16 protein-coding genes are annotated in these 18,563 nt (G+C 72.3%); 10 read left to right on the top strand and 6 right to left on the bottom strand.

The window, feature by feature from the left end:
• Position 1: 1 nt before the first annotated feature.
• From HD597_RS62375 to HD597_RS62385, 3 genes are all read left to right on the top strand, one after another.
• Positions 2-3,211: a glycosyl hydrolase family 95 catalytic domain-containing protein gene (locus HD597_RS62375; protein WP_253758859.1), complete on the top strand. Its 3,210-nt coding sequence runs from the start codon at positions 2-4 to the stop codon at positions 3,209-3,211.
• A 90-nt stretch (positions 3,212-3,301) separates the two neighbouring features.
• Positions 3,302-3,934 (top strand): acyl-homoserine-lactone synthase, encoded by a 633-nt coding sequence (locus tag HD597_RS62380; protein ID WP_253758861.1) that lies wholly within the window; start codon positions 3,302-3,304, stop codon positions 3,932-3,934.
• 83 nt (positions 3,935-4,017) lie between these two features.
• Positions 4,018-5,901: an ABC transporter ATP-binding protein gene (locus HD597_RS62385; RefSeq protein WP_253758862.1), complete on the top strand. Its 1,884-nt coding sequence runs from the start codon at positions 4,018-4,020 to the stop codon at positions 5,899-5,901.
• A gap of 50 nt (positions 5,902-5,951) precedes the next feature.
• Here HD597_RS62385 and HD597_RS62390 read toward each other — a convergent pair whose 3' ends face one another.
• Positions 5,952-7,091, bottom strand: coding sequence for a GDSL-type esterase/lipase family protein (locus HD597_RS62390; protein ID WP_253758864.1), 1,140 nt, complete (start codon positions 7,089-7,091; stop codon positions 5,952-5,954).
• A gap of 42 nt (positions 7,092-7,133) precedes the next feature.
• Complete coding sequence (locus HD597_RS62395; RefSeq protein ID WP_253758866.1) at positions 7,134-7,709, bottom strand: TetR/AcrR family transcriptional regulator; 576 nt, start codon at positions 7,707-7,709, stop codon at positions 7,134-7,136.
• 102 nt (positions 7,710-7,811) lie between these two features.
• On the opposite strand from HD597_RS62395, the gene HD597_RS62400 reads away from it, so the two are divergent.
• On the top strand, positions 7,812-8,417 hold the full coding sequence (locus tag HD597_RS62400; protein ID WP_253758867.1) for a response regulator transcription factor: 606 nt from the start codon (positions 7,812-7,814) through the stop codon (positions 8,415-8,417).
• Between the two features lie 6 nt (positions 8,418-8,423).
• Here the strand turns inward: HD597_RS62400 and HD597_RS62405 are convergent, their stop codons facing one another.
• Complete coding sequence (locus tag HD597_RS62405) at positions 8,424-10,346, bottom strand: histidine kinase (protein WP_253758869.1); 1,923 nt, start codon at positions 10,344-10,346, stop codon at positions 8,424-8,426.
• Positions 10,347-10,569: 223 nt separating this feature from the next.
• Between HD597_RS62405 and HD597_RS62410 the strand changes: the two genes are divergently transcribed.
• Both HD597_RS62410 and HD597_RS62415 read left to right on the top strand, forming a co-directional pair.
• Positions 10,570-11,409 (top strand): SDR family oxidoreductase, encoded by an 840-nt coding sequence (locus tag HD597_RS62410; protein ID WP_253758871.1) that lies wholly within the window; start codon positions 10,570-10,572, stop codon positions 11,407-11,409.
• Between the two features lie 170 nt (positions 11,410-11,579).
• Entirely contained in the window at positions 11,580-12,857 is a 1,278-nt protein-coding gene (locus HD597_RS62415) for an SGNH/GDSL hydrolase family protein (RefSeq protein ID WP_253758873.1), read from the top strand.
• A 76-nt stretch (positions 12,858-12,933) separates the two neighbouring features.
• Here the strand turns inward: HD597_RS62415 and HD597_RS62420 are convergent, their stop codons facing one another.
• Positions 12,934-13,362 (bottom strand): hypothetical protein, encoded by a 429-nt coding sequence (locus tag HD597_RS62420; RefSeq protein ID WP_253758875.1) that lies wholly within the window; start codon positions 13,360-13,362, stop codon positions 12,934-12,936.
• Positions 13,363-13,538: 176 nt separating this feature from the next.
• Between HD597_RS62420 and sigJ the strand changes: the two genes are divergently transcribed.
• Positions 13,539-14,429, top strand: a complete 891-nt coding sequence (sigJ, locus tag HD597_RS62425) for an RNA polymerase sigma factor SigJ (protein ID WP_253758877.1) — start codon at positions 13,539-13,541, stop codon at positions 14,427-14,429.
• A gap of 50 nt (positions 14,430-14,479) precedes the next feature.
• Here sigJ and HD597_RS62430 read toward each other — a convergent pair whose 3' ends face one another.
• Together HD597_RS62430 and HD597_RS62435 are read right to left on the bottom strand one after the other, a co-directional pair.
• Positions 14,480-15,745: a pectate lyase gene (locus HD597_RS62430; protein WP_253758879.1), complete on the bottom strand. Its 1,266-nt coding sequence runs from the start codon at positions 15,743-15,745 to the stop codon at positions 14,480-14,482.
• Positions 15,746-15,970: 225 nt separating this feature from the next.
• Positions 15,971-16,297, bottom strand: coding sequence for a hypothetical protein (locus HD597_RS62435; RefSeq protein WP_253758881.1), 327 nt, complete (start codon positions 16,295-16,297; stop codon positions 15,971-15,973).
• On the opposite strand from HD597_RS62435, the gene HD597_RS62440 reads away from it, so the two are divergent.
• From HD597_RS62440 to HD597_RS62450, 3 genes are all read left to right on the top strand, one after another.
• A complete protein-coding gene (locus HD597_RS62440) occupies positions 16,290-16,493 on the top strand; it encodes a hypothetical protein (protein WP_253758883.1) in 204 nt (67 codons plus the stop codon). The two genes, HD597_RS62435 and HD597_RS62440, sit on opposite strands and share 8 nt — an antisense overlap.
• Before the next feature lie 312 nt (positions 16,494-16,805).
• On the top strand, positions 16,806-17,147 hold the full coding sequence (locus tag HD597_RS62445; protein ID WP_253758885.1) for a histone-like nucleoid-structuring protein Lsr2: 342 nt from the start codon (positions 16,806-16,808) through the stop codon (positions 17,145-17,147).
• A 116-nt stretch (positions 17,148-17,263) separates the two neighbouring features.
• On the top strand, positions 17,264-18,484 hold the full coding sequence (locus HD597_RS62450; RefSeq protein ID WP_253758887.1) for a cytochrome P450: 1,221 nt from the start codon (positions 17,264-17,266) through the stop codon (positions 18,482-18,484).
• Positions 18,485-18,563 lie beyond the last annotated feature (79 nt).

Consider the following 18,563-nt stretch of genomic DNA (forward strand, 5'->3'; position numbering starts at 1 on the left):
TTTGACGCTCTGGTACGACAAGCCCGCCACCGACTGGGAGACTCAGGCCCTGCCCATCGGCAACGGCCCCCTGGGCGCGACGGTCTTCGGCGGGGTGGCGTCCGAGCAGCTCCAGTTCAACGAGAAGACGTTATGGACCGGCGGGCCCGGCGTCTCCGGCTACGACTTCGGCAACTGGAAGACGCCGCGGCCGGGCGTCGTCGCCGAGGTCCAGCAGCAGATCGACCGCGACGGCAGGATGACGCCCGACGCCGTGGCCGCCAAGCTGGGCCAGCCCAAGACGGGCTTCGGGGCGTACCAGACGTTCGGCGACCTGTTCCTCGACTTCGGCCATGCGAACCCCGCCGACTACCGGCGCGAGCTGAGCCTGCGCGAGGCCGTCGCCCGGGTCGGCTACACCGCCGGCGGCGTGCGCCACTCCCGCGAGTTCTTCGCCAGCAACCCCGGCAACGTCATCGTCGGCCGGATCGGCGCCGACCAGGGCGGCAAGGTGTCGTTCACGCTGCGGCACACCTCGCCGCGCAACGACAAGACCGTCACGGCCACCGGCGGCCGGCTCACCATCCGGGGCGCCCTGCGCGACAACGGCATGAAGTTCGAGGCGCAGGTCCAGGTGATCATCGAGGGCGGCACCCGTACCGACGCTGGCGACAGGATCACCGTCACCGGCGCGGACAGCGCCGTGGTCGTGCTGTCGGCCGGCACCGACTACGCCGGCACGTATCCCGCCTACCGGGGCGAGGACCCGCACGCCGCGGTCACCGCCGCGGTGGACGCCGCCGCCGCCAAGGGCTACGACGAGCTCAGGCGCGCGCACGTCGCCGACTACCGCGAGCTGTTCGACCGGGTGAAGCTGGACCTCGGCCAGCGGGCCCCGGCCGTCCCCACCGACGTGCTGCGCAGGAACTACACCGGCGGCGCCTCGCCCGACGACCGCGCGCTGGAGGCGATGTTCTTCGCCTACGGCCGCTACCTGCTGATCTCCTCCTCGCGCGAGAACGACCTGCTCCCGGCCAATCTGCAGGGCGTGTGGAACAACGTCACCAACCCGCCCTGGTCGGCCGACTACCACGTCAACATCAACCTGCAGATGAACTACTGGCTCGCCGAGCAGACCAACCTGCACGAGACCACGAAACCGTACGACCGCTACATCACCTCGATGACGGCGCCCGGCCGCAAGACGGCCCAGGACATGTTCGGCGCCCGCGGCTGGGTGGTCAACAACGAGACCAACCCGTTCGGCTTCACCGGCGTGCACACCTACGCCAGCTCCTTCTGGTTCCCCGAGGCGGCGGCCTGGACCACCCAGCACCTGTACGACACCTACCGCTTCACCGGCGACCTCGGCTACCTGCGCGAGACCGCGTACCCGGTGATCAAGGGGGCGGCGGAGTTCTGGCTGGACTTCCTGCACACCGACCCGCGTGACGGCAAGCTGGTCGTCTCTCCCAGCTACTCGCCCGAGCACGGCGACTTCTCGGCGGGCGCGGCGATGTCGCAGCAGATCGTCCGCGAGGTGTTCACCAACGCCCTGGCCGCGGCCGAGCGGCTGGGGGTGGACGAGGGCTTCCGGGCCGAGGTGGGCGCGGCCCTGGCCAAGCTCGACCCGGGCCTGCGCATCGGCTCCTGGGGCCAGCTCCAGGAGTGGAAGAGCGACTGGGACTCAAGGACCGACACCCACCGGCACGTCTCCCACCTGTACGCCCTGCACCCCGGCAACCAGATCACGCCCGGCACGCCCGAGGCCGAGGCGGCCAAGGTGTCGCTGACCGCGCGCGGCGACGGCGGCACCGGCTGGTCCAAGGCCTGGAAGATCAACTTCTGGGCGCGGCTGCTGGACGGCGACCACGCGCACAAGATGCTCGCCGAGCAGCTCAAGGCCTCCACGCTGGACAACCTGTGGGACACCCACCCGCCGTTCCAGATCGACGGCAACTTCGGCGCCACCTCCGGCATCGCCGAGATGCTGCTGCAGAGCCAGCACGACGTGGTGCACGTCCTGCCCGCGCTGCCCAGCACCTGGCGGGACGGCTCCGTCACCGGGCTGCGCGCCCGCGGCGACGTCACCGTGGACGCCGCCTGGAAGAACGGCGCCCCCGACACGATCACCGTCCGGCCCGGACGCACCGGGCCGATCAAGGTCAGGTCGTCGTTCGTCGCCGGCCGCTACCGCGTCTACGACGAGCAGGGGCACGAGGTCGGCCCGCGCCGCGACGGCGACACGCTGAGCTGGAACGCCCGCGCCGGCAAGGCGTACACGATCCAGAACGAGGCCGCCGTGACGCTGACGGCGCCCGGCACCGCCATGCCGGGCACGCCGTTCGAGGCGAAGGTCACCGTCACCGCCACCCGCCGCAGGTCGGTGCCCGCCTCCGACGTCACGCTCACCGTGCCGCGGGGCTGGACCGCCGAGCCGGCCACCCACCACCTCGCGGGTGTGGCGCCCGGCCGGTCGCGCACGGCCACCTTCACCGTCACGCCCGGGCCGGCCGACGGCTCGCGGCAGGCCGTGCTGGGCGCCTCGGTGACCGGCGACTCCTGGAAGGGCGCGGCCACCGCCGTGCTCGCCCTGGAGCCCTGCGCGCCGGCCCCGGCCGGATCGGTCCTGGTCGCCTGGGACCCGAAGGAGGGCGGCACCGTCGCCGACACCTCGGGCAACGGCCGCCACGCCACCGTCACCGGGACCGCCTCCTACGACCAGGGCGCCCCGACGGGCAGCGGGCTGACGCTCGACGGCAACACGTACCTGACCACCGCGAACACCACGCTCGGCGTGGTCCGGGAGGCCACGTTCGCCGCTGAGGTGAAGGTCGCGGGCAGCGGCTACCGGCGGCTGTTCGACTCCCAGCCGTCCGGCGACCCCGGCACCGACGGCGTGCTCATCGACGTCACCCCGGCGAACAAGGTGCGCTTCATCGGCGCCGGCGCGAACGTCACCCTGAACGCCACCCTGCCCACCGGCCGCTGGCTCGACCTCGTCGTCACCCTCGACCGCACCGGCACGCTCGCCCTCTACGTGGACGGCGAACGCGCGGCGACCGGCCAGGTGACCGCCGACGGGATCACCGGCTGCACCGCCAGGCCGCTGCGCTTCGGCGCCGACCAGGGCGGCGGCCAGCGCCTGACCGGCGGCGTGGACCGCGCCGCCGTCCTGGCCAGGACGCTGACCGCCGACGAGGTGAAGACCTGGAAGGATCTGGCCTTCTGACGCCCCCGCGTCGTCCGGAGATCGCCGTCACGCGAACAACCGGAAACGGTTGATCGGCCAGAGGGCCGATCCGGGTTTCCGGGAGTGCGCTTGAACGACGCGACGATGGAGAAGTGCACGCGGACGATCGTGGCGGGCCGGGCGGCCGAGCTGCCGGAATGGCTGATCGACGGCATGTTCCGGCTCCGCCACGAGGTGTTCTACGAGCGGCTGCGCTGGGACGTGACCAGCCTGCACGGGAAGGAACGGGATTTCTACGACGACTGCGGGCCGGTCTACGTGATCGCCTACTCGGACGGCTGCCGGCAGGTCACGGGATGTTGCCGGCTGCTGCCGACCCACGGCCCGTACATGCTGCGCGACGTCTTCGCCGAGGCGCTGCGCGGCGGCGAGGCCCCGCGCGACCCCGCCGTCTGGGAGCTCAGCCGGCTGGCCATCCGCCCCGGCTGGTCCCGCACCCTGACGGCGGGGTTCGGCTCACTGGCCAGGGCGCTGCTCTGGGAGGCGTTCCGGTGGGTGGACCGGCACGGCGACACGATCGTCGCGGTGTCCAGCGTGGCCCTGGAGCGCAGCGTGAACGCCATGGGCGTGCGCACCGCCCGGCTGGGTGACGGCAGGGCGACGCGGGTCGGCAAGGTGCTCTGCTCCGCCTACACCACCTCCACCAGGGACTTCCTGGAGAACGCGGCTCCGCCCGCCGAGGGGGATGATCGCTGCCGCTGACCCGGGCGGGCAAAAATCATTGGCTCCTCGCGTACGCGCTGCGGCAGCATGATGACGGCGGGTGCCGGCTTCGGGGAGGGCGGATGACTGTGCTCGGAACACGCGAGGGCTCCGGAGACGCTCCGTCCCCCCGTAAATCGGCGATCCTGCTGGTCCTGCGGCACTACTTCGGCGAGCTGAAGCGCCAGTGGCCGGTCGCCGCGCCCGCGCTGACGCTGCCGGCGCTGGGCAACGTCTGCCTCTACTACCTGGCGCCGCTCGCGGTGGCCGGGCTGGTCGGGCATCTGGCCGGCGGCGGCGACGGCGCGATCGGCGCGCTGCTGCCGTACGTGCTCGGCTTCGGCGGCCTGCTGCTGGCGGGCGAGGTGTTCTGGCGGGTGGGCCTGCACTTCCTCAACCGCACCGACGCCCGCGGCATCGAACGGCTCGGCGTGGTCGGCATGGACGAGCTGCTCGTCAAGGACGCCGCGTTCTTCCACGACAACTTCGCCGGCTCGCTGACCAAGCGGGTGCTGGGCTTCTCCAGCAGGTTCGAGGACTTCGTCGACACGATGACGTTCTCCATCATGGCCAAGCTGGTGCCGCTGGCCTTCGCCTCGGTGGTGTTGTGGAGCTACGACCCGCTGCTGGTCATCGTGCTGCTGGGGCTCATCGTCGTCACCGGCTTCCTCGTCACCCCGCTCATCCGGCGCCGGCAGGCGCTGGTCGACGAGCGCGAGGCGGCCAAGGTCCGGGTGTCGGGTCACGTGGCCGACGTGCTGTCCAACATGGACACGGTCCGCGCGTTCGCCGCCGAGGACCGCGAGGCCACCGAGCACCGCGCCAGGATCGCTGAGCAGACCAGGCTGTCGCTGCGCTCGTGGGACTACGGAAACCTGCGCGTCGACACCGTCGTCGCCCCGATGTCGGTCATCACCAGCGCCGTGGGCCTGCTCCTGGCCGTGGCGCTGCGCGGCGGGCTGGGCGTGGAGGCCATCGTGGTGACCTTCACGTACTACACGAACACGATCAGCATCATGTTCGAGTTCAACCAGATCTACCGGCGGCTGGAGAGCGTGCTCACCGAGGCCGCCCAGTTCACCGAGCTGCTGCTCGAACCGCCCACCGTGGTGGACCCGCCCGACCCGCAGCCGCTGCGGCCGGCCGACGCGGGCGTGCGCTTCGACCGGGTGCGTTTCGCCTACAACGACGGCCCGCCCCTGTTCGACCGGCTCGACCTCGACATCCCCAGCGGCACCAGGATCGGGCTGGTCGGCCAGTCAGGCGGCGGCAAGAGCACGCTCACCCGGCTGCTGCTGCGGCTGATGGACATCGACGGGGGCCGCATCCTCATCGGCGGCCAGGACATCGCCCGCCTGCGCCAGGCCGACCTGCGCAGCCTCATCGCGTACGTGCCGCAGGAGCCGGCCATGTTCCACCGGTCGATCCGCGACAACATCGCCTTCGCCCGGCCGGGCGCGACCGACGCCGAGATCCTGCGGGCGGCGCGGGCGGCGCACGTCACCGAGTTCGCCGAGTCGCTGCCCGACGGGTTCGACACGCTGGTGGGCGAGCGCGGCGTCAAGCTCTCCGGCGGCCAGCGGCAGCGCCTCGCCCTGGCCCGCGCCATCCTGCGCGACGCCCCGATCCTGCTGCTGGACGAGGCGACCAGCGCCCTCGACTCCGAGAGCGAGATCCTCGTGCAGGAGGCCCTGTGGCGGCTGATGCAGGGGCGCACCGCGCTCGTGGTCGCCCACCGGCTGAGCACGGTCGTCCGGATGGACCGGCTCGTCGTGCTCAACAAGGGGCGCGTCGTGGAGCAGGGCACCCACAGCGAGCTGCTCCAGGCGCAGGGGCCGTACGCCCGGCTCTGGCGGCACCAGTCGGGCGGCTTCCTCATCGACGACGACGCTTCGGGCGACGACGCGGCGGGCGGGGAGAGTCCTGACGCGCTGGCCGGCGCCCGCGACTCCATGCTCGACCGCTGAGCTCGACCGCTGAGCTCGACCGCTGAGCCCGGCCGTTGAGGGGCGCCGGGTCAGAAGGCGGCGAGCTTGGCGAAGCGCTCGCCGATGAGGCGGTGGGTGGCGGCGTCCGGGTGGAGCCCGTCGGGCAGCGGCAGCTCGGCGTGGTCGGCCTCGCCGTAGAGGTCGCGGCCGTCGAGGTAGCGCAGGTTCGGGTCCTCGGCGCGCCGCTGCTCGACGAGGCGGGCCAGCTCGTCGCGGATGACGCCCAGCGTCAGCTTGCCCGCGGCGCGCTCGGCGGGGTCGCCGGTGGCGCGGAAGCGCAGCTTGCCGGTGCTGAGCGCGGCGAAGTCGAAGGCGCCGGGGCCGGGGGTGTCCTCGTGGATGGGGCAGTAGATGGGCGAGACGACCAGCAGCGGCGCGGCCGGATGACCCTCGCGGATGGTGTCGAGGAAGCCGTGCACCGCCGGCCCGAACGCGCGCAGGCGCATCAGGTCGGCGTTGACCAGGTTGATGCCGATCTTGACGCTGATCAGGTCGGCCGGGGTGTCCCGCATGGCGCGGGCGGTGAACGGGTCGAGCAGCGCGCTCCCGCCGAGCCCGAGGTTGATCAGCTCCAGGCCGGACAGCGAGGCGGCCAGCGCCGGCCACGTGGTGCTGGGGCTCGCCGCGTCGGAGCCGTGGCTGATCGAGCTGCCGTGGTGCAGCCACACCCTGCGCCCGCGGTCCGGCGCGGGCTCGACGGGGGCGTCCGTGCGCAGCGCGACGAGCTCGGTGGTCTCGTTGTGCGGCAGCCAGATCTCGACGTCCTTGACCCCGTCGGGCAGCCCGGTGAAGCGCACGGTGCCGATCGGGCCGGTGCGGTGCTCGGCCGAGCCGGTGGCCAGGTCGACGGTCACCGTGTTGCCGTCGCCCAGGGTGGCCTGGGCGGTCAGGCGGCCGTCGACGAGCAGGTCGTAGACGCCGTCGGGGCGTGGCGGGGCGCCCAGGTAGACCCGCTTGGTGGGCAATGTGTCCAGCTCGACGGTGGTGGCGCGGGTGCGCAGGGCCAGCCGTACGCCGGAGGGCTGTGACTCGGCCATGGCGAGCTGACCGTCGGCGCTCTGGGCGCGGGCGCGCGCGGGCAGCCGGTGCGGCAGCAGGCCGTGCGCGGTGCGCTCCAGGTCGAGGGCGCCGCGCAGGAGGGCGGCGGTGATGGGCGTGGTGATGAGCATGGTGTCAGCCGATCGCTTCAGGTACGGGGCCGGGGGTGGCGTTCATGGCGTGTGGGCGGGCCAGTTGCGCAGGAGGGCGTCGAGGGCGTCCATGGTGCGTGACCAGGTCTGCTGGGTGTCGGGTGCGCTGTGGCTGAACCCGCCGCCCAGCTCCAGGCTGACGTAGCCGTGGAAGACGCTGCCCAGCAGCCGTACGGCGTGGGTCTGGTCGGGCTCGGTCAGGTCGTAGCCGCGCAGGATCGCCCGCGTCATCTGCGAGTGCCGCACCCCGGCGCTGGCGGCCGCCGTCTCCGGGTCGAGCCTGAGCTGGGCCGCGGCGTAGCGGCCCGGATGCTCGTGGGCGTAGTCGCGGTAGACGTTCGCGAAGGCGATCAGGGCGTCCTTGCCCGCGCGGCCGGCCAGGGCTTCGGCGGCCCGGTCGGCCATCTCCTCCAGGGCTAGCAGCGCGATCCTGGTCTTGAGGTCGTGGGAGCTCTTCAGGTGCGAGTACAGGCTCGCGACCTTGACGTCGAACCGCCTGGCCACGGCCGAGACCGTCACCTGCTCGAACCCCACCTCGTCGGCCAGCTCGGCCCCCGCCCGCACCAGGCGCTCCGTGGTCAGCCCCGCTCGTGCCATAACCTTTCCTCCATTTGCCATAAGTGAGTATGCAACTTCCTAAAAGCTTTAGGCAAATTGGCGGGCTCGGATATCCTCCGCCTCGGAGGGAGGGGTCGCCGGATGATTCGGGTGCTGCTGGCCGAGGACATGCGCATCCTGCGGGAGGCGCTGGCCGGGCTGCTTCGGCTGGAGGCCGACTTCGACGTCGTGGCCGAGGTCGAGCACGGCGACGCGATCGTGCCCGCCGCGCTGGAGCACCGTCCCGACGTGGCGGTCATCGACATCCAGCTGCCGGGCATGGACGGCCTGGACGCCGCCGCCCGGCTGCGCGAGCGGCTGCCGGCGTGCAGGGCGCTCATCCTGACCGCCATCGGCCGCCCCGCGAACCTGCGGCGCGGGATCGCCGCCGAGGTGGCGGGGTTCATGCTCAAGGACGCGGGCCCGGACGAGCTCGTGTCCGCCATCCGCACCGTGGCCGCGGGCGGGCGGGTGCTCGATCCGCAGCTCGCCTACGCGGCCCTCGGCGCGGCGGACAGCCCGCTGTCGGAGCGCGAGGCCGACGTGCTGCGGCTGACGGCGCGGGGCGCCACGCCCAGGGAGGTCGCGGGGCAGCTCCACCTCACGTACGGCACCGTGCGCAACTACCTCGCCTCGGCCGTCACCAAGCTGCACGCCCGCAACCGCGTGGACGCCATCCGCATCGCCACCGAGGCCGGCTGGCTGTAGCGCTGGTCAGGTAGGCACGCGCGCGCGGACGGGCACGTCCAGGGTGAGCACGAAGACGTCATCCGCATCCTCGCGGCGGCCTGCCGTGAGGCGCTCGCCCGGAAGGCCGGCCGTCAGGCGGCCGCCGGCTTCCTCCGCCCTGGCGGACAGGTTGTCCAGGCCCGTGCCGCGCCGCAGGCCGGTCGCGGGAGGGCGGGCGCCGTCGTTGGTGATCCGCAGCCGCATCCGGCCGCCGCGCACGCGGGCCTCCACCTGGCAGGCGCGGGCCGCGGAGTGGCGTACGACGTTGGTGGCGGCCTCGCGCAGGACGGTGGCCAGCAACGCGTCCGTCCCTGGAAGCAGGGGAGGCAGCGTGCGGACGTCCGCCGACAGCCGGATCCCGGCGGCCTCCAGCAGCGCGCGGGTCGCGCCCAGCTCGTCCAGGAACGTGAGCTCCGCCGGACGGCCGGTGATCGAGCGCACCTCGCCCAGGGTGCGCTCGGCCACGGCCCCGATGCCGCGTGCCTCCTCGCGGGCCCGCTCCGGCTGCCCGGCCAGCAGCCGCAGGGCCAGCTCCGCCTTCAGCCGGATCGCGGACAACCCGGCTCCGAGCAGGTCGTGAACGTCCCTCGCGACGCGCAGGCGCTCCTGCAGCACCGCCATCCTGGCCAGCTCGGCTCCCGTCTCGTTCAGCCTCCTGGCCACCTCCGGCAGCCGGTACAGCGCGTACATCTCGAGCACGGTGACGACGCCCGCGGCGGCGAAGTACGGCCGGTCGGCGAATCCATGGGGGATGGGCAGGGCCAGCATCCCGGCCAGCCCGAGCCCGGCGAGCAGCCAGGACCACGGGGCCCGCGCCCGTGCCGCGACCGTGCCGAGCAGGGGCAGCACCGCGGACGAGGCGAGCATGCCGAGCCGCAGCAGCATGACCAGGAGGATCGCCACCTGCGCGGCCATCGCCCACCGCCAGGCGCGCGGCATGGACCCGTCCCTGCGCGGCAGGCCGTGGTAGAGCTGCAGCGCCGTGAGCGCGGCCACGGCCGCGCCGACGAGGGCCCAGCCGCGGGCGTCGCCGGGCGGCTGGAGCTCCGCGAGGTTGCTGATCACCAGCTCGTGGTGGTTGAGCACCACGAAGAGCAGGGTCCACCAGCAGAAGCGGAACATCACCGGCACCGGCGGCCCCGCCGGGGGCGCCTCGTCGCCGCCGCGCCGCGCCTCGCCGAGCTCGCGTTGGGCCATGGCGATCTCACGGGCGGCGGCCAGCGACCTCCTGGCGCGTTCCGTGATCTCGGTCAGCTCCGCGCGCCCGGCGCGGCGGGCGAGGCGGATCACGGCCGACAGGTCGGTGCCGATGCCCGAGCGGAGCAGGCTCGCGGTGGAGAGGCGGTCCCTGGTCACGGCCAGCGCCACCAGGCGCCGCCGCTGCGCGCTCTCCCGCCGGACCCGGTCCGCCAGCCGGGCCATCGCGAAGAGGGTCAGCCCCACGTTCAGATCGACGAACAGCCAGCCGATCGGCACCATCCACGGCTCGTCCGGTCCGAAGACGATCCTGGCGGCGGTGTCGGCGAGGAGGACCAGCGCGAAGACCAGCCACGACGCGGGCGCCGCGAGCGTCAGCAGGACGGCGGAGCCGAGCACGCCCGCGATCGGCCCCCACGCCGCGCCGCAGGCCGGGTAGGGCGCGAAGACCAGCACCGCCTCCGCCACGAGCAGCCATCGGGTCCGCGAGCCGGGCCGGAGCATCACCAGGGCGTGCAGCGCCGCCAGCGTGACGATCGACGCGACGGCGATCGCCCGCCCGGCCGCCCCCAGCCCGCCCGGCGTCGTGTCCGCGGTGTAGAGGAAGACCAGCCTGGCGACGAGCAGGCCGAGCAGCACGACGGCGGCCATGGCCGTCGCCAGCCACGGTCTCCGATCCACCCCGGCCCCCTCGATCTGCAAAATGCACACGAAGCATATGCAAGGGCTGCAAACGTCTCATCCATCTGCATGTCCATCGATTCATCGCACACTGGCCCGAACCGGACGGCGGCCTGAGGATGGGAGTGCGGGGCGAGCCGGGCCGAGCCCCGGTTCGGGGCGGCAACAGGGCGTGCGTCCACCAGTTCGATCCGAATGGAACAAAGCGTTCCGTTCTGATATGTTGGAGTCAACTTCACCAGAGGAGGACCAGATGATCCTGGTTGTCGGGGCCACGGCCCACTTCGGCAGGCAGACCGTCGAAACGCTCGCCGCCGAGGGCCACCGGGTCCGGGCGCTGAGCCGCGATCCGGAGAGGGCCGGGCTGCCCGCGGGCGTCGAGGTCGTGCGCGGGGACCTGACGCGGGAGGAGACGCTGGCCCCGGCGCTGAGCGGGGTGAGCGCCGTCTTCCTCGTCCTGCCGTACGGCATGGACGCGGCGCCGCTGCTGCGTGCCGCGCGGCGGGCCGGCGTCGGGCGGATCGTGTTCCTGTCGTCCGGCGCCGTGACCGACGGCGCCGGCGAGCAGCCCGACGTGATCGCCGCCTACCACCACGGCGTCGAGCAGGCCGTCAAGGCCACCGGCGCGGAGTGGACGTTCCTGCGCATCTTCTTCCCGGCCGTCAACTCCCTGTCGTACGCGATGCAGCTCGGCGGCTCCGACGTCGTGCGCGGCGCGTACGCCGGCGCCGCCGGCGCCCCCGTCCACGAGGGCGACGTCGCCGCGGTGGCGGCCCGGGTGCTGACGGGTGACGGGCACGCGGGCAAGGTGTACGAGCTGACCGGGCCCGCGTCCATGACCCAGGCCGAGCAGGTGAGCGTGCTCGGCACGGTGCTCGGCCGCCCGCTGCGCTTCGAGGAGCTCGACGCCGGGCCGGTCAGGGAGCAGCTCGGCCGGTTCATGGACCCGGCGTTCGTCAACGCGCTGTTCGACCTGATGGAGGCCACGGTGGGCAAGCCCGCGCCGGTGAGCTCCCTCGTCGAGGACCTCACGGGCCGGCCCGCCCGCACGTACGCGCAGTGGGCCGCCGACCACCGGGCCGACTTCAGCTGACCGCCACGTCCCGGCCCTCGGAAACCCCCAGCACCGCCAGACTGCGGCACTCCATGACCCCGGTACCGCTCACACCGCGGCACCAAGAACGCCGGCGCCGCCCACGCTGGCGGCACCGTGAAGACCCCGGCGCCGGGAACTCCGGCACCGAGAAACGGAACCCCCACCCCATGAGAACCACCCTGACCCGCGCCGCCGCGCTCGCGACCGCCGCCGTGGCGGCGCTCGCCGTCACCACCCCCGCCCGGGCCGGCGAGCGGCCCTGGACCGGCACGTGGGCCGCCGCCGTGCAGCAGCCGTCCCCGGGCGGCATGCCCGGCAGCGCCAACTGGTCGGAGGCCGGCTTCGCCGACCACTCCGTCCGTCAGGTGGTGCGCCTCAGCACCGGCGGCGCCAAGCTCAGGATCAGGCTGTCCAACCGGTACGGCACCACCCCGCTGACGGTCACCGGCGTCACCGTCGGCAAGGCGGGAGACGGCGCGGCCGTCCGCCCGCTCACGCTGCGGCCCGTGACGTTCGGCCATGGCCGCGGCACCGTGATCCCCGCGGGCCGGGAGGCCGTCAGTGACGCCGTCGCGCTGCCCACCGCCGCGCTCGACAGGCTGAGCGTCACCCTCTACGTCAGGGGGAGCACCGGCCCGGCGAGCTTCCACGACATCGCCTCCGCCACCGTCTACCGCGCCCGCGGCGACCACCGCTTCGACCCGCGCCCGCGGGCCTTCACCGAGACCTCGTCCTCCTGGTACTACCTGACGGGCGTGGACGTCCTCGGCGACGCCGGCTCGGTGGTCACCTTCGGCGACTCGGTCACCGACGGCACCGGATCGACCCAGGACGCCGACAACCGCTACCCCGACCAGCTCGCCGAGCGCCTGGCCGCCTCCGGAAGCCGGCTGGGCGTGCTCAACGCAGGGCTGTCCGGCAACCGGTTGCTGAACGACTCCGCCTGCTTCGGGGAGAAGGCCACCGCGCGCTTCCAGCGAGACGTGCTCGACCGGCCGGGCGTGCGCTCGGTGATCGTGATGGCGGGCATCAACGACATCACGTACCCGCTGATGGACACCCCGTGCAGCAGGCCGAACCCGGCGGTCACGGCCGAGCAGATCATCGAGGGCCACCGGGCGCTCATCCGCGCGGCCCGCGCCCGCGGCGTCAAGGTCATCGGCGGCACGATCATGCCGTTCAAGGGCAATCCGTGGCTCTACCCCGAGGACAACGCGCAGACGCTCGCCATGGAGCGGACCCGCGACGCCGTCAACCAGTGGATCCGGTCCGGGGGCGAGTACGACGCGGTGGCCGACTTCGAGCGCGTCCTCGCCGACCCCGCCGACCCGGACCGGCTGCGTCCCGAGTACAACACGCGGGACGGCCAGGAAGGCGACTGGCTGCACCCCAACGACGCCGGCCTCGACGCCATGGCCAGGGCGATCGACCTCGCCACGCTCTGACGAACGGGGAGCGCCCCCTGCACAGCGCGGCGAAGACGTGGGCGCCGCCGAAGCGGTGGTGCGGGGAGCGTGCCGTTCAGAGCGGCGTGCTCTCCGTCGTGCGGAGCTCGCTGAACAGCCGCAACGTCAGCCGGCGCGGCCGCAGCATCGGGACGCCGGGCAACCGCAGGCTCCAGGAGGAGAACGCCGTCTCCAGGACGATCTTCTCGTACGGCCGCTCACCGGGGATCTCCGCGCACAACACGGACACGGCCCGGCACACCTCCTGCTGCCCGAACCGCAACCAGGCCCGCCCGTCGCGGTCCAGGTCAGCGGCTTCCCACCACAGATCCTGCGGCTCGCCGTGGCGCGCGGGCAACGGGAGCCGCAACGCGAATCCCGCCAGCGCCCCGCCGGGCCGCAGGTAGAAGGCGCCGGTGAGACCCGGCAGTTGGTAGAGGGGGTCGTCGGACGTGCTCGTGGAGAGCGTCGCCTCTGTGGCGTCCATGGCGATCCGCCAGGCCATGATTCACCTCGCTGTACTCAGGTACTCTCTAAGACGCTGCTGAGCGCGCGTTTGTGACATCTCGGGCGGGTCCCTATGACGCGGATCACATCTTCGCCGAACGCGTCACAATCGGCGGCCCCGGCGAGCTCCTTGATTGACGATCCGGAGAGACCGAGACGGGGAGCGGGATGACGATGTCCGGGACGACACGGGAAGACAGGGCCTCCGCGGTGTTCGCCGACCACCGCGAGCTGCTGTTCTCCATCGTCTACAACATGCTCGGCACGGTCGGCGACACCGAGGACGTGCTCCAGGAGACCTGGCTGGCCTGGTCGGGCAAGGACCTGGCGCAGGTCGAGAACCACCGCGCCTACCTGGCGCGCATCGCGGTCAACCAGGCCCTGGCCCACCAGGGCACGCTGCGCAGGCGCAAGGAGACCTACCTGGGCCCGTGGCTGCCCGAGCCGCTGGCCACCGACGCGGAGGAGCCCGCCGTACGGGCGGAGTCGGTGTCGATCGCGATGCTGGTGGTGCTGGAGACGCTCACCCCGCTGGAGCGGGCGGTGTTCGTGCTGCACGAGGTGTTCGCCTACCGGCACACCGAGATCGCCGACATCATCGACCGCAGCCCGGCCGCGGTGCGGCAGATCGCGCACCGGGCCCGGGAGCACGTGCAGGCCCGGCGGCCCAGGGCCCGCATCGACCGGCGTACGCACCAGGCGGTCACCGAGCGGTTCGTGGCGGCCGCGTTCGGCGGCGACCTGGGTGCGCTGATGCGGCTGCTCGCGCCCGACGTCACGCTGTGGCCCGACGGCGGCGGCAAGTCGGCGGTGGGCGGGCCGCGCCCGATCCACGGCCGGGACAAGGTGGCCCGCACGATCGTCGCCGGCACTCGCCACAACGAGAGCCTGGAGCTGCGCTACCGGCAGGTCAACGGCGAGCCGTCGGTCGTGCTGTTCTCGGAGGAGGGCGCGGTCGCCGTGATGGTGCTCGGCCTGGCGGACGACGGCCAGCACGTGGGGGACGTCTACGTCGTCAGCAATCCCGACAAGCTCGCCACCATCCCGGACGACCGGGAGGGCTGACAGGCGAGGAGCCCTCGACCGGCCTGGTGGTCGAGGGCTCCAGGGGAGATCTACCGGTAGGTGATGTCGGACGGGGAGTAGATGCAGTTCACCCCGTCGGCGCCTTCACCGATCTTGGTGGGCTCGCTGCCCTTCGGCACGCCCTTGTACTTCTCGCAGATGACCGCGCTGCCGTACACCGTGATCCGGCTGAAGCGCGCGGTGTCGCCCCAGTTGGTGTTGATGCCGGCCAGCACCTTGGTGGAGCGGGCGGTCACGCCGTCCATCACCACGTGGCGCTGGTAGGAGGAGGAGCAGTTGCCGCAGGCGCGGTAGAGCTTGCCCGAGCTGTGCACCTGGAAGTTCTTGATGGTCACCTTGCCGGCGCCGTTGTGCTGGAAGACCTTGTCGGAGCCGGACTTGGCGCCGCCGCCGTCCACCAGGTAGGTCGCCGAGGAACTGGAGCTCATGAACGTGGCCGCGTCCTCGCCCACGTCGTTCCACCACACGTTGCGGATGGTGCACGAGCCCAGGCAGTGGATGCCGTCGCCGGCGGGGGCGTCGATGATGACGTTCTGGATCGTGCCGCCGTTGGCGACCTCGAACATCGGGTCCTGGCTCTCGCTCTGGCCGCCGTCGCCGATGCCGTAGTAGCTCTTCATGCCACCGTCGAAGTTGGTGACCTGCTGGGTGTCGGCGAGCTTGACGCTGCCGGTGGCGGTCGGCCACGCGCCGCTGCCGTCCCCGCCGCCGCTGGTCGGGGTGACGGTCGGCGTCGGCGTGGGCGTGGGGTCGGGGCCGGAGCCGTCGGCGGCCCGCAGCGTCCACTGCTTGGTGGCGACCGAGTCGCAGGAGTTCTGCTGCAGGAGGGCGCCGGAGGCGGTGGAGTTGTCCTTGACGTTGAGGCACTTGCCGCCGTTGGCGTTGACCACCCGGTACGCCGACCCGGACGTGGTGAGCTGCCAGGTCTGCGACGTGCCCCCGGTGCAGCCCTCCTGCTGGACGGCCTTGCCCGCCGAGGTGGAGGCGTCGCGCACGCCCGCGCACTTGCCGCTGTGCTGGGCCTTGATCTGGAAGCCGCTGCCCGAGGCGGTGAGCGCGAAGACCTGCCCGGCTCCGCCCGAGCACGCGCTCTGCACGAGCTGGACACCGTCGCCGGTGCTCTGGTCGGGTACGGCGGCGCACAGTCCGCTTCCGGCGTTGACCAGCGTGTAGTTGCCGTTGGACGGGGCGGCCGAGGCGGGGCCGTTGAGCGCGACCACCAGTCCTCCGGTCGCGAGGAGGCCGGTGGCCAGCACGACCGCCAGCCTTCTGCCGATTCGTTCCTTTTCGCGCACGCCGAACTCCGTTTCGAGATGAGTGCTGAAGCCAGGTGGGTAAGCGCTTTCCCGAGGCGAGGGCGAGTCAATCACAGCGGGATCGCCCGCGGGAAGCGTCGGCTGCAACCGTTTGCAAATCCGGTGGGCCGCACTGCGTTCCCCCCAGGTCGGTGGCCGCCCGGCGCATGATCGGCGGCATGAAAGTTTCACGGGCGGCCCGGCGCGCGGCGCTCCAGAATGGAATCAGTGCCGGGCGTCCGCGACGTGCGCGTCTTCGCGCCGTCCGCGGCCAACCTGCTCTCCCCGTACGTCTGCGAGACCCTGCGCTCCGGCGTGCTCCAGCACCGCGACGCCACAGTCCGCGTCGTCGTGCTCGACCCCGGCCAGGAGGAGGCGATCAGGATCGCGCGCGGCCAGCTCGACGAGTCCGACGACCACCAGATCCAGAGCCTGCCCGTCGCGCTCGGCGCGGTGCTGGAACGGCTCGCGCGCATGAGCGGCTGGCGGACGCCGGGAAAGGGTGGAGTACCGCCTGTTCCCCTGCAACCCCGGTTTCAGCCTCGTGCTCACCGATCCCGACGCCTGGCAGGGCCGCGCCATCGTCGAATTGCACGGGGCGGGGCAGTCGACTTTCGCGCGTATGCACGTCGACCTCACCCGCGAGCGCGACGAGCGCTGGTACGCCTATTGGGTCGAGCAGTTCGACTATCTCTGGGAAACGGCGCGGCAGGTGGAGGCGCCGGCGCGCGTGCCGGAAGACTCCTGACGCGGCCCCGGCCGTTGCCGCAAAGCCCTATGCAGCAAGGGAAACTTTGAATTCGACTTCAATACCGAGGAATCGCCGCCATTGCCCGCGGAGCCGGTGCGAGCTGCGGTGCGTTCGGCGGATCTCGGGCCGCGCACGCGTACGGGTTGACCCGGACGAGCATCTGTCTGCTTCCATCATGCGCAAGTCACGTCCCGGTGCGGGGCCGGTTCGCTAAAGTCGTTTGCGCAGGTATCGACCCCCTCGGTGATGCACGATGTGCTGAAGCGGGCTACAGTACCTGCAGCCCGTGACGTTAATTGGAGCACCCTTATGGCGAAGCGTATTGTTGAGTCCTTTATCGATGACATCGACGGCAGTGAGGCCGAGGGCACGACAAGGTTCGCGCTCGACGGAGTGAACTACGAGATCGATCTGTCGGGCTCGAACAGGGAGAAGCTGGAGAAGGCTCTGGCCCCCTATATCACCAAGGCCCGCGCGGTCCGCGGCGACCGCGGTGTGCGTGGCCGGCGCGCCGGCGCGCTGTCCCCGCGCGCCGTCAGCCGCGAGAAGGCCACGGAGATCCGGCGCTGGGCCAAGGCCCAGGGGCTGCCGGTCAGCGAGCGGGGCCGCATCGCCTCCACCGTCGTGGAGCAGTACGAAGCCGCTCACTAGAGGTTCCGAGTGGTGGCGGCGCCGGATCCGTCCTCATCGAGTCAGGACGATTGTCAGCAATAGACGATCTTCTTATATTCGGAGAGGTCGGACTCCCCAGTCGGAGGACAAAGGTGATGGCTGACGCGATCCCCGATTTCCCGTTCGACCGCCCCACCGCTCTGGAGCCGCCGCCGCAGCTCGCGGAGCTGCGCGAGCGCTGCCCCGTGGCCCACGTACGACTGCCGAGCGGCGACGTGGCCACCGTGGTGACCAGGTACGACGACGCCCGCGCGGTGATGGCCGACCCGCGCTTCAGCCGCAACCTCGCCAGGGACGGCGCCGCCAGGCTGTCCACCACCGAGGACGGCGGGCTCTTCAACCGCCGCAGGGCCAGCGCCGCCGGAATCCGCGAAGGCCGGGGGCACCTGCGCTGGCGGCGGCTGCTCAGCGGCTGGTTCACCCTGCGCAGGATGGACCTCTGGCGTCCCCGGATCCAGGCGATGACCGACGACCTGCTCGACGCCATGCTGGCCAAGGGCTCGCCGGGCAACCTGTCGGCCGGGCTGGCCCTGCCGCTGCCCGTACGCGTCATCTGCGCGCTGGTCGGCGCGCCCGCCACGGACCAGGACAGGCTCGCGCACTGGTCACGCGTCATGCTGACGCTGACCCGCTACACCCAGGACGAGGTCGACCAGGCCTACCGGGAGTTCAACGCCTACGTCTCGGACATGATCGACCGCAACCGCGCCGATCCCGGCGACGACCTGCTCAGCGAGCTGACCCAGATCACCGACGCCGAGGACGGCCGGCTCAGCCGGGAGGAGCTCATCGCCACGGTGCGGGCGCTGCTGCTGGCCGGCCACGAGACCACCTCCAACATGATCGCCATCATGACGGCCATGCTGCTGGCCGACAGGAGCCGCTACGAGGACGTCGTGGACGACCCCGGCCTGGTCCCCGGCACCGTAGAGGAGGTGCTGCGCCTGGACAGCACGCTGTCGGTGCTCGGCGGGGTGCCCAGGTTCTGCACCGAGGACGTCGAGCTGAGCGAGGTCACGGTGCCCGCGGGCAGCACGGTGATCCCGCACATCCCGGCCGCCAACCGCGACCGGGCCAGGTTCGCCGACCCCGACCGGTTCGACCCGCGCCGCGACAACAGCGCCCAGCACCTGACCTTCGGCGCGGGCCCGCACTACTGCCTCGGGCAGCCGCTGGCCCGGCTCGAGCTCCAGGTCGTGCTCGGCACGCTGACCCGCCGCCTGCCCGGCCTGGGGCTGCGCGACCACCCCGGCGACCTGCGCCTGCGCACCGGCATGATCTCCGGCGGCCTCCAGGACGTCTGGGTCACCTGGTGACCGGCCGCGGCGGGCCGCTCGCACCCTGACCGGCCCGCCGCGACGGGTCCATCGGACCCCTCACTAGGGACTTTGGTCC

Source organism: Nonomuraea thailandensis (genome assembly GCF_024172165.1).
Classification (GTDB): Bacteria; Actinomycetota; Actinomycetes; order Streptosporangiales; family Streptosporangiaceae; genus Nonomuraea; species Nonomuraea thailandensis.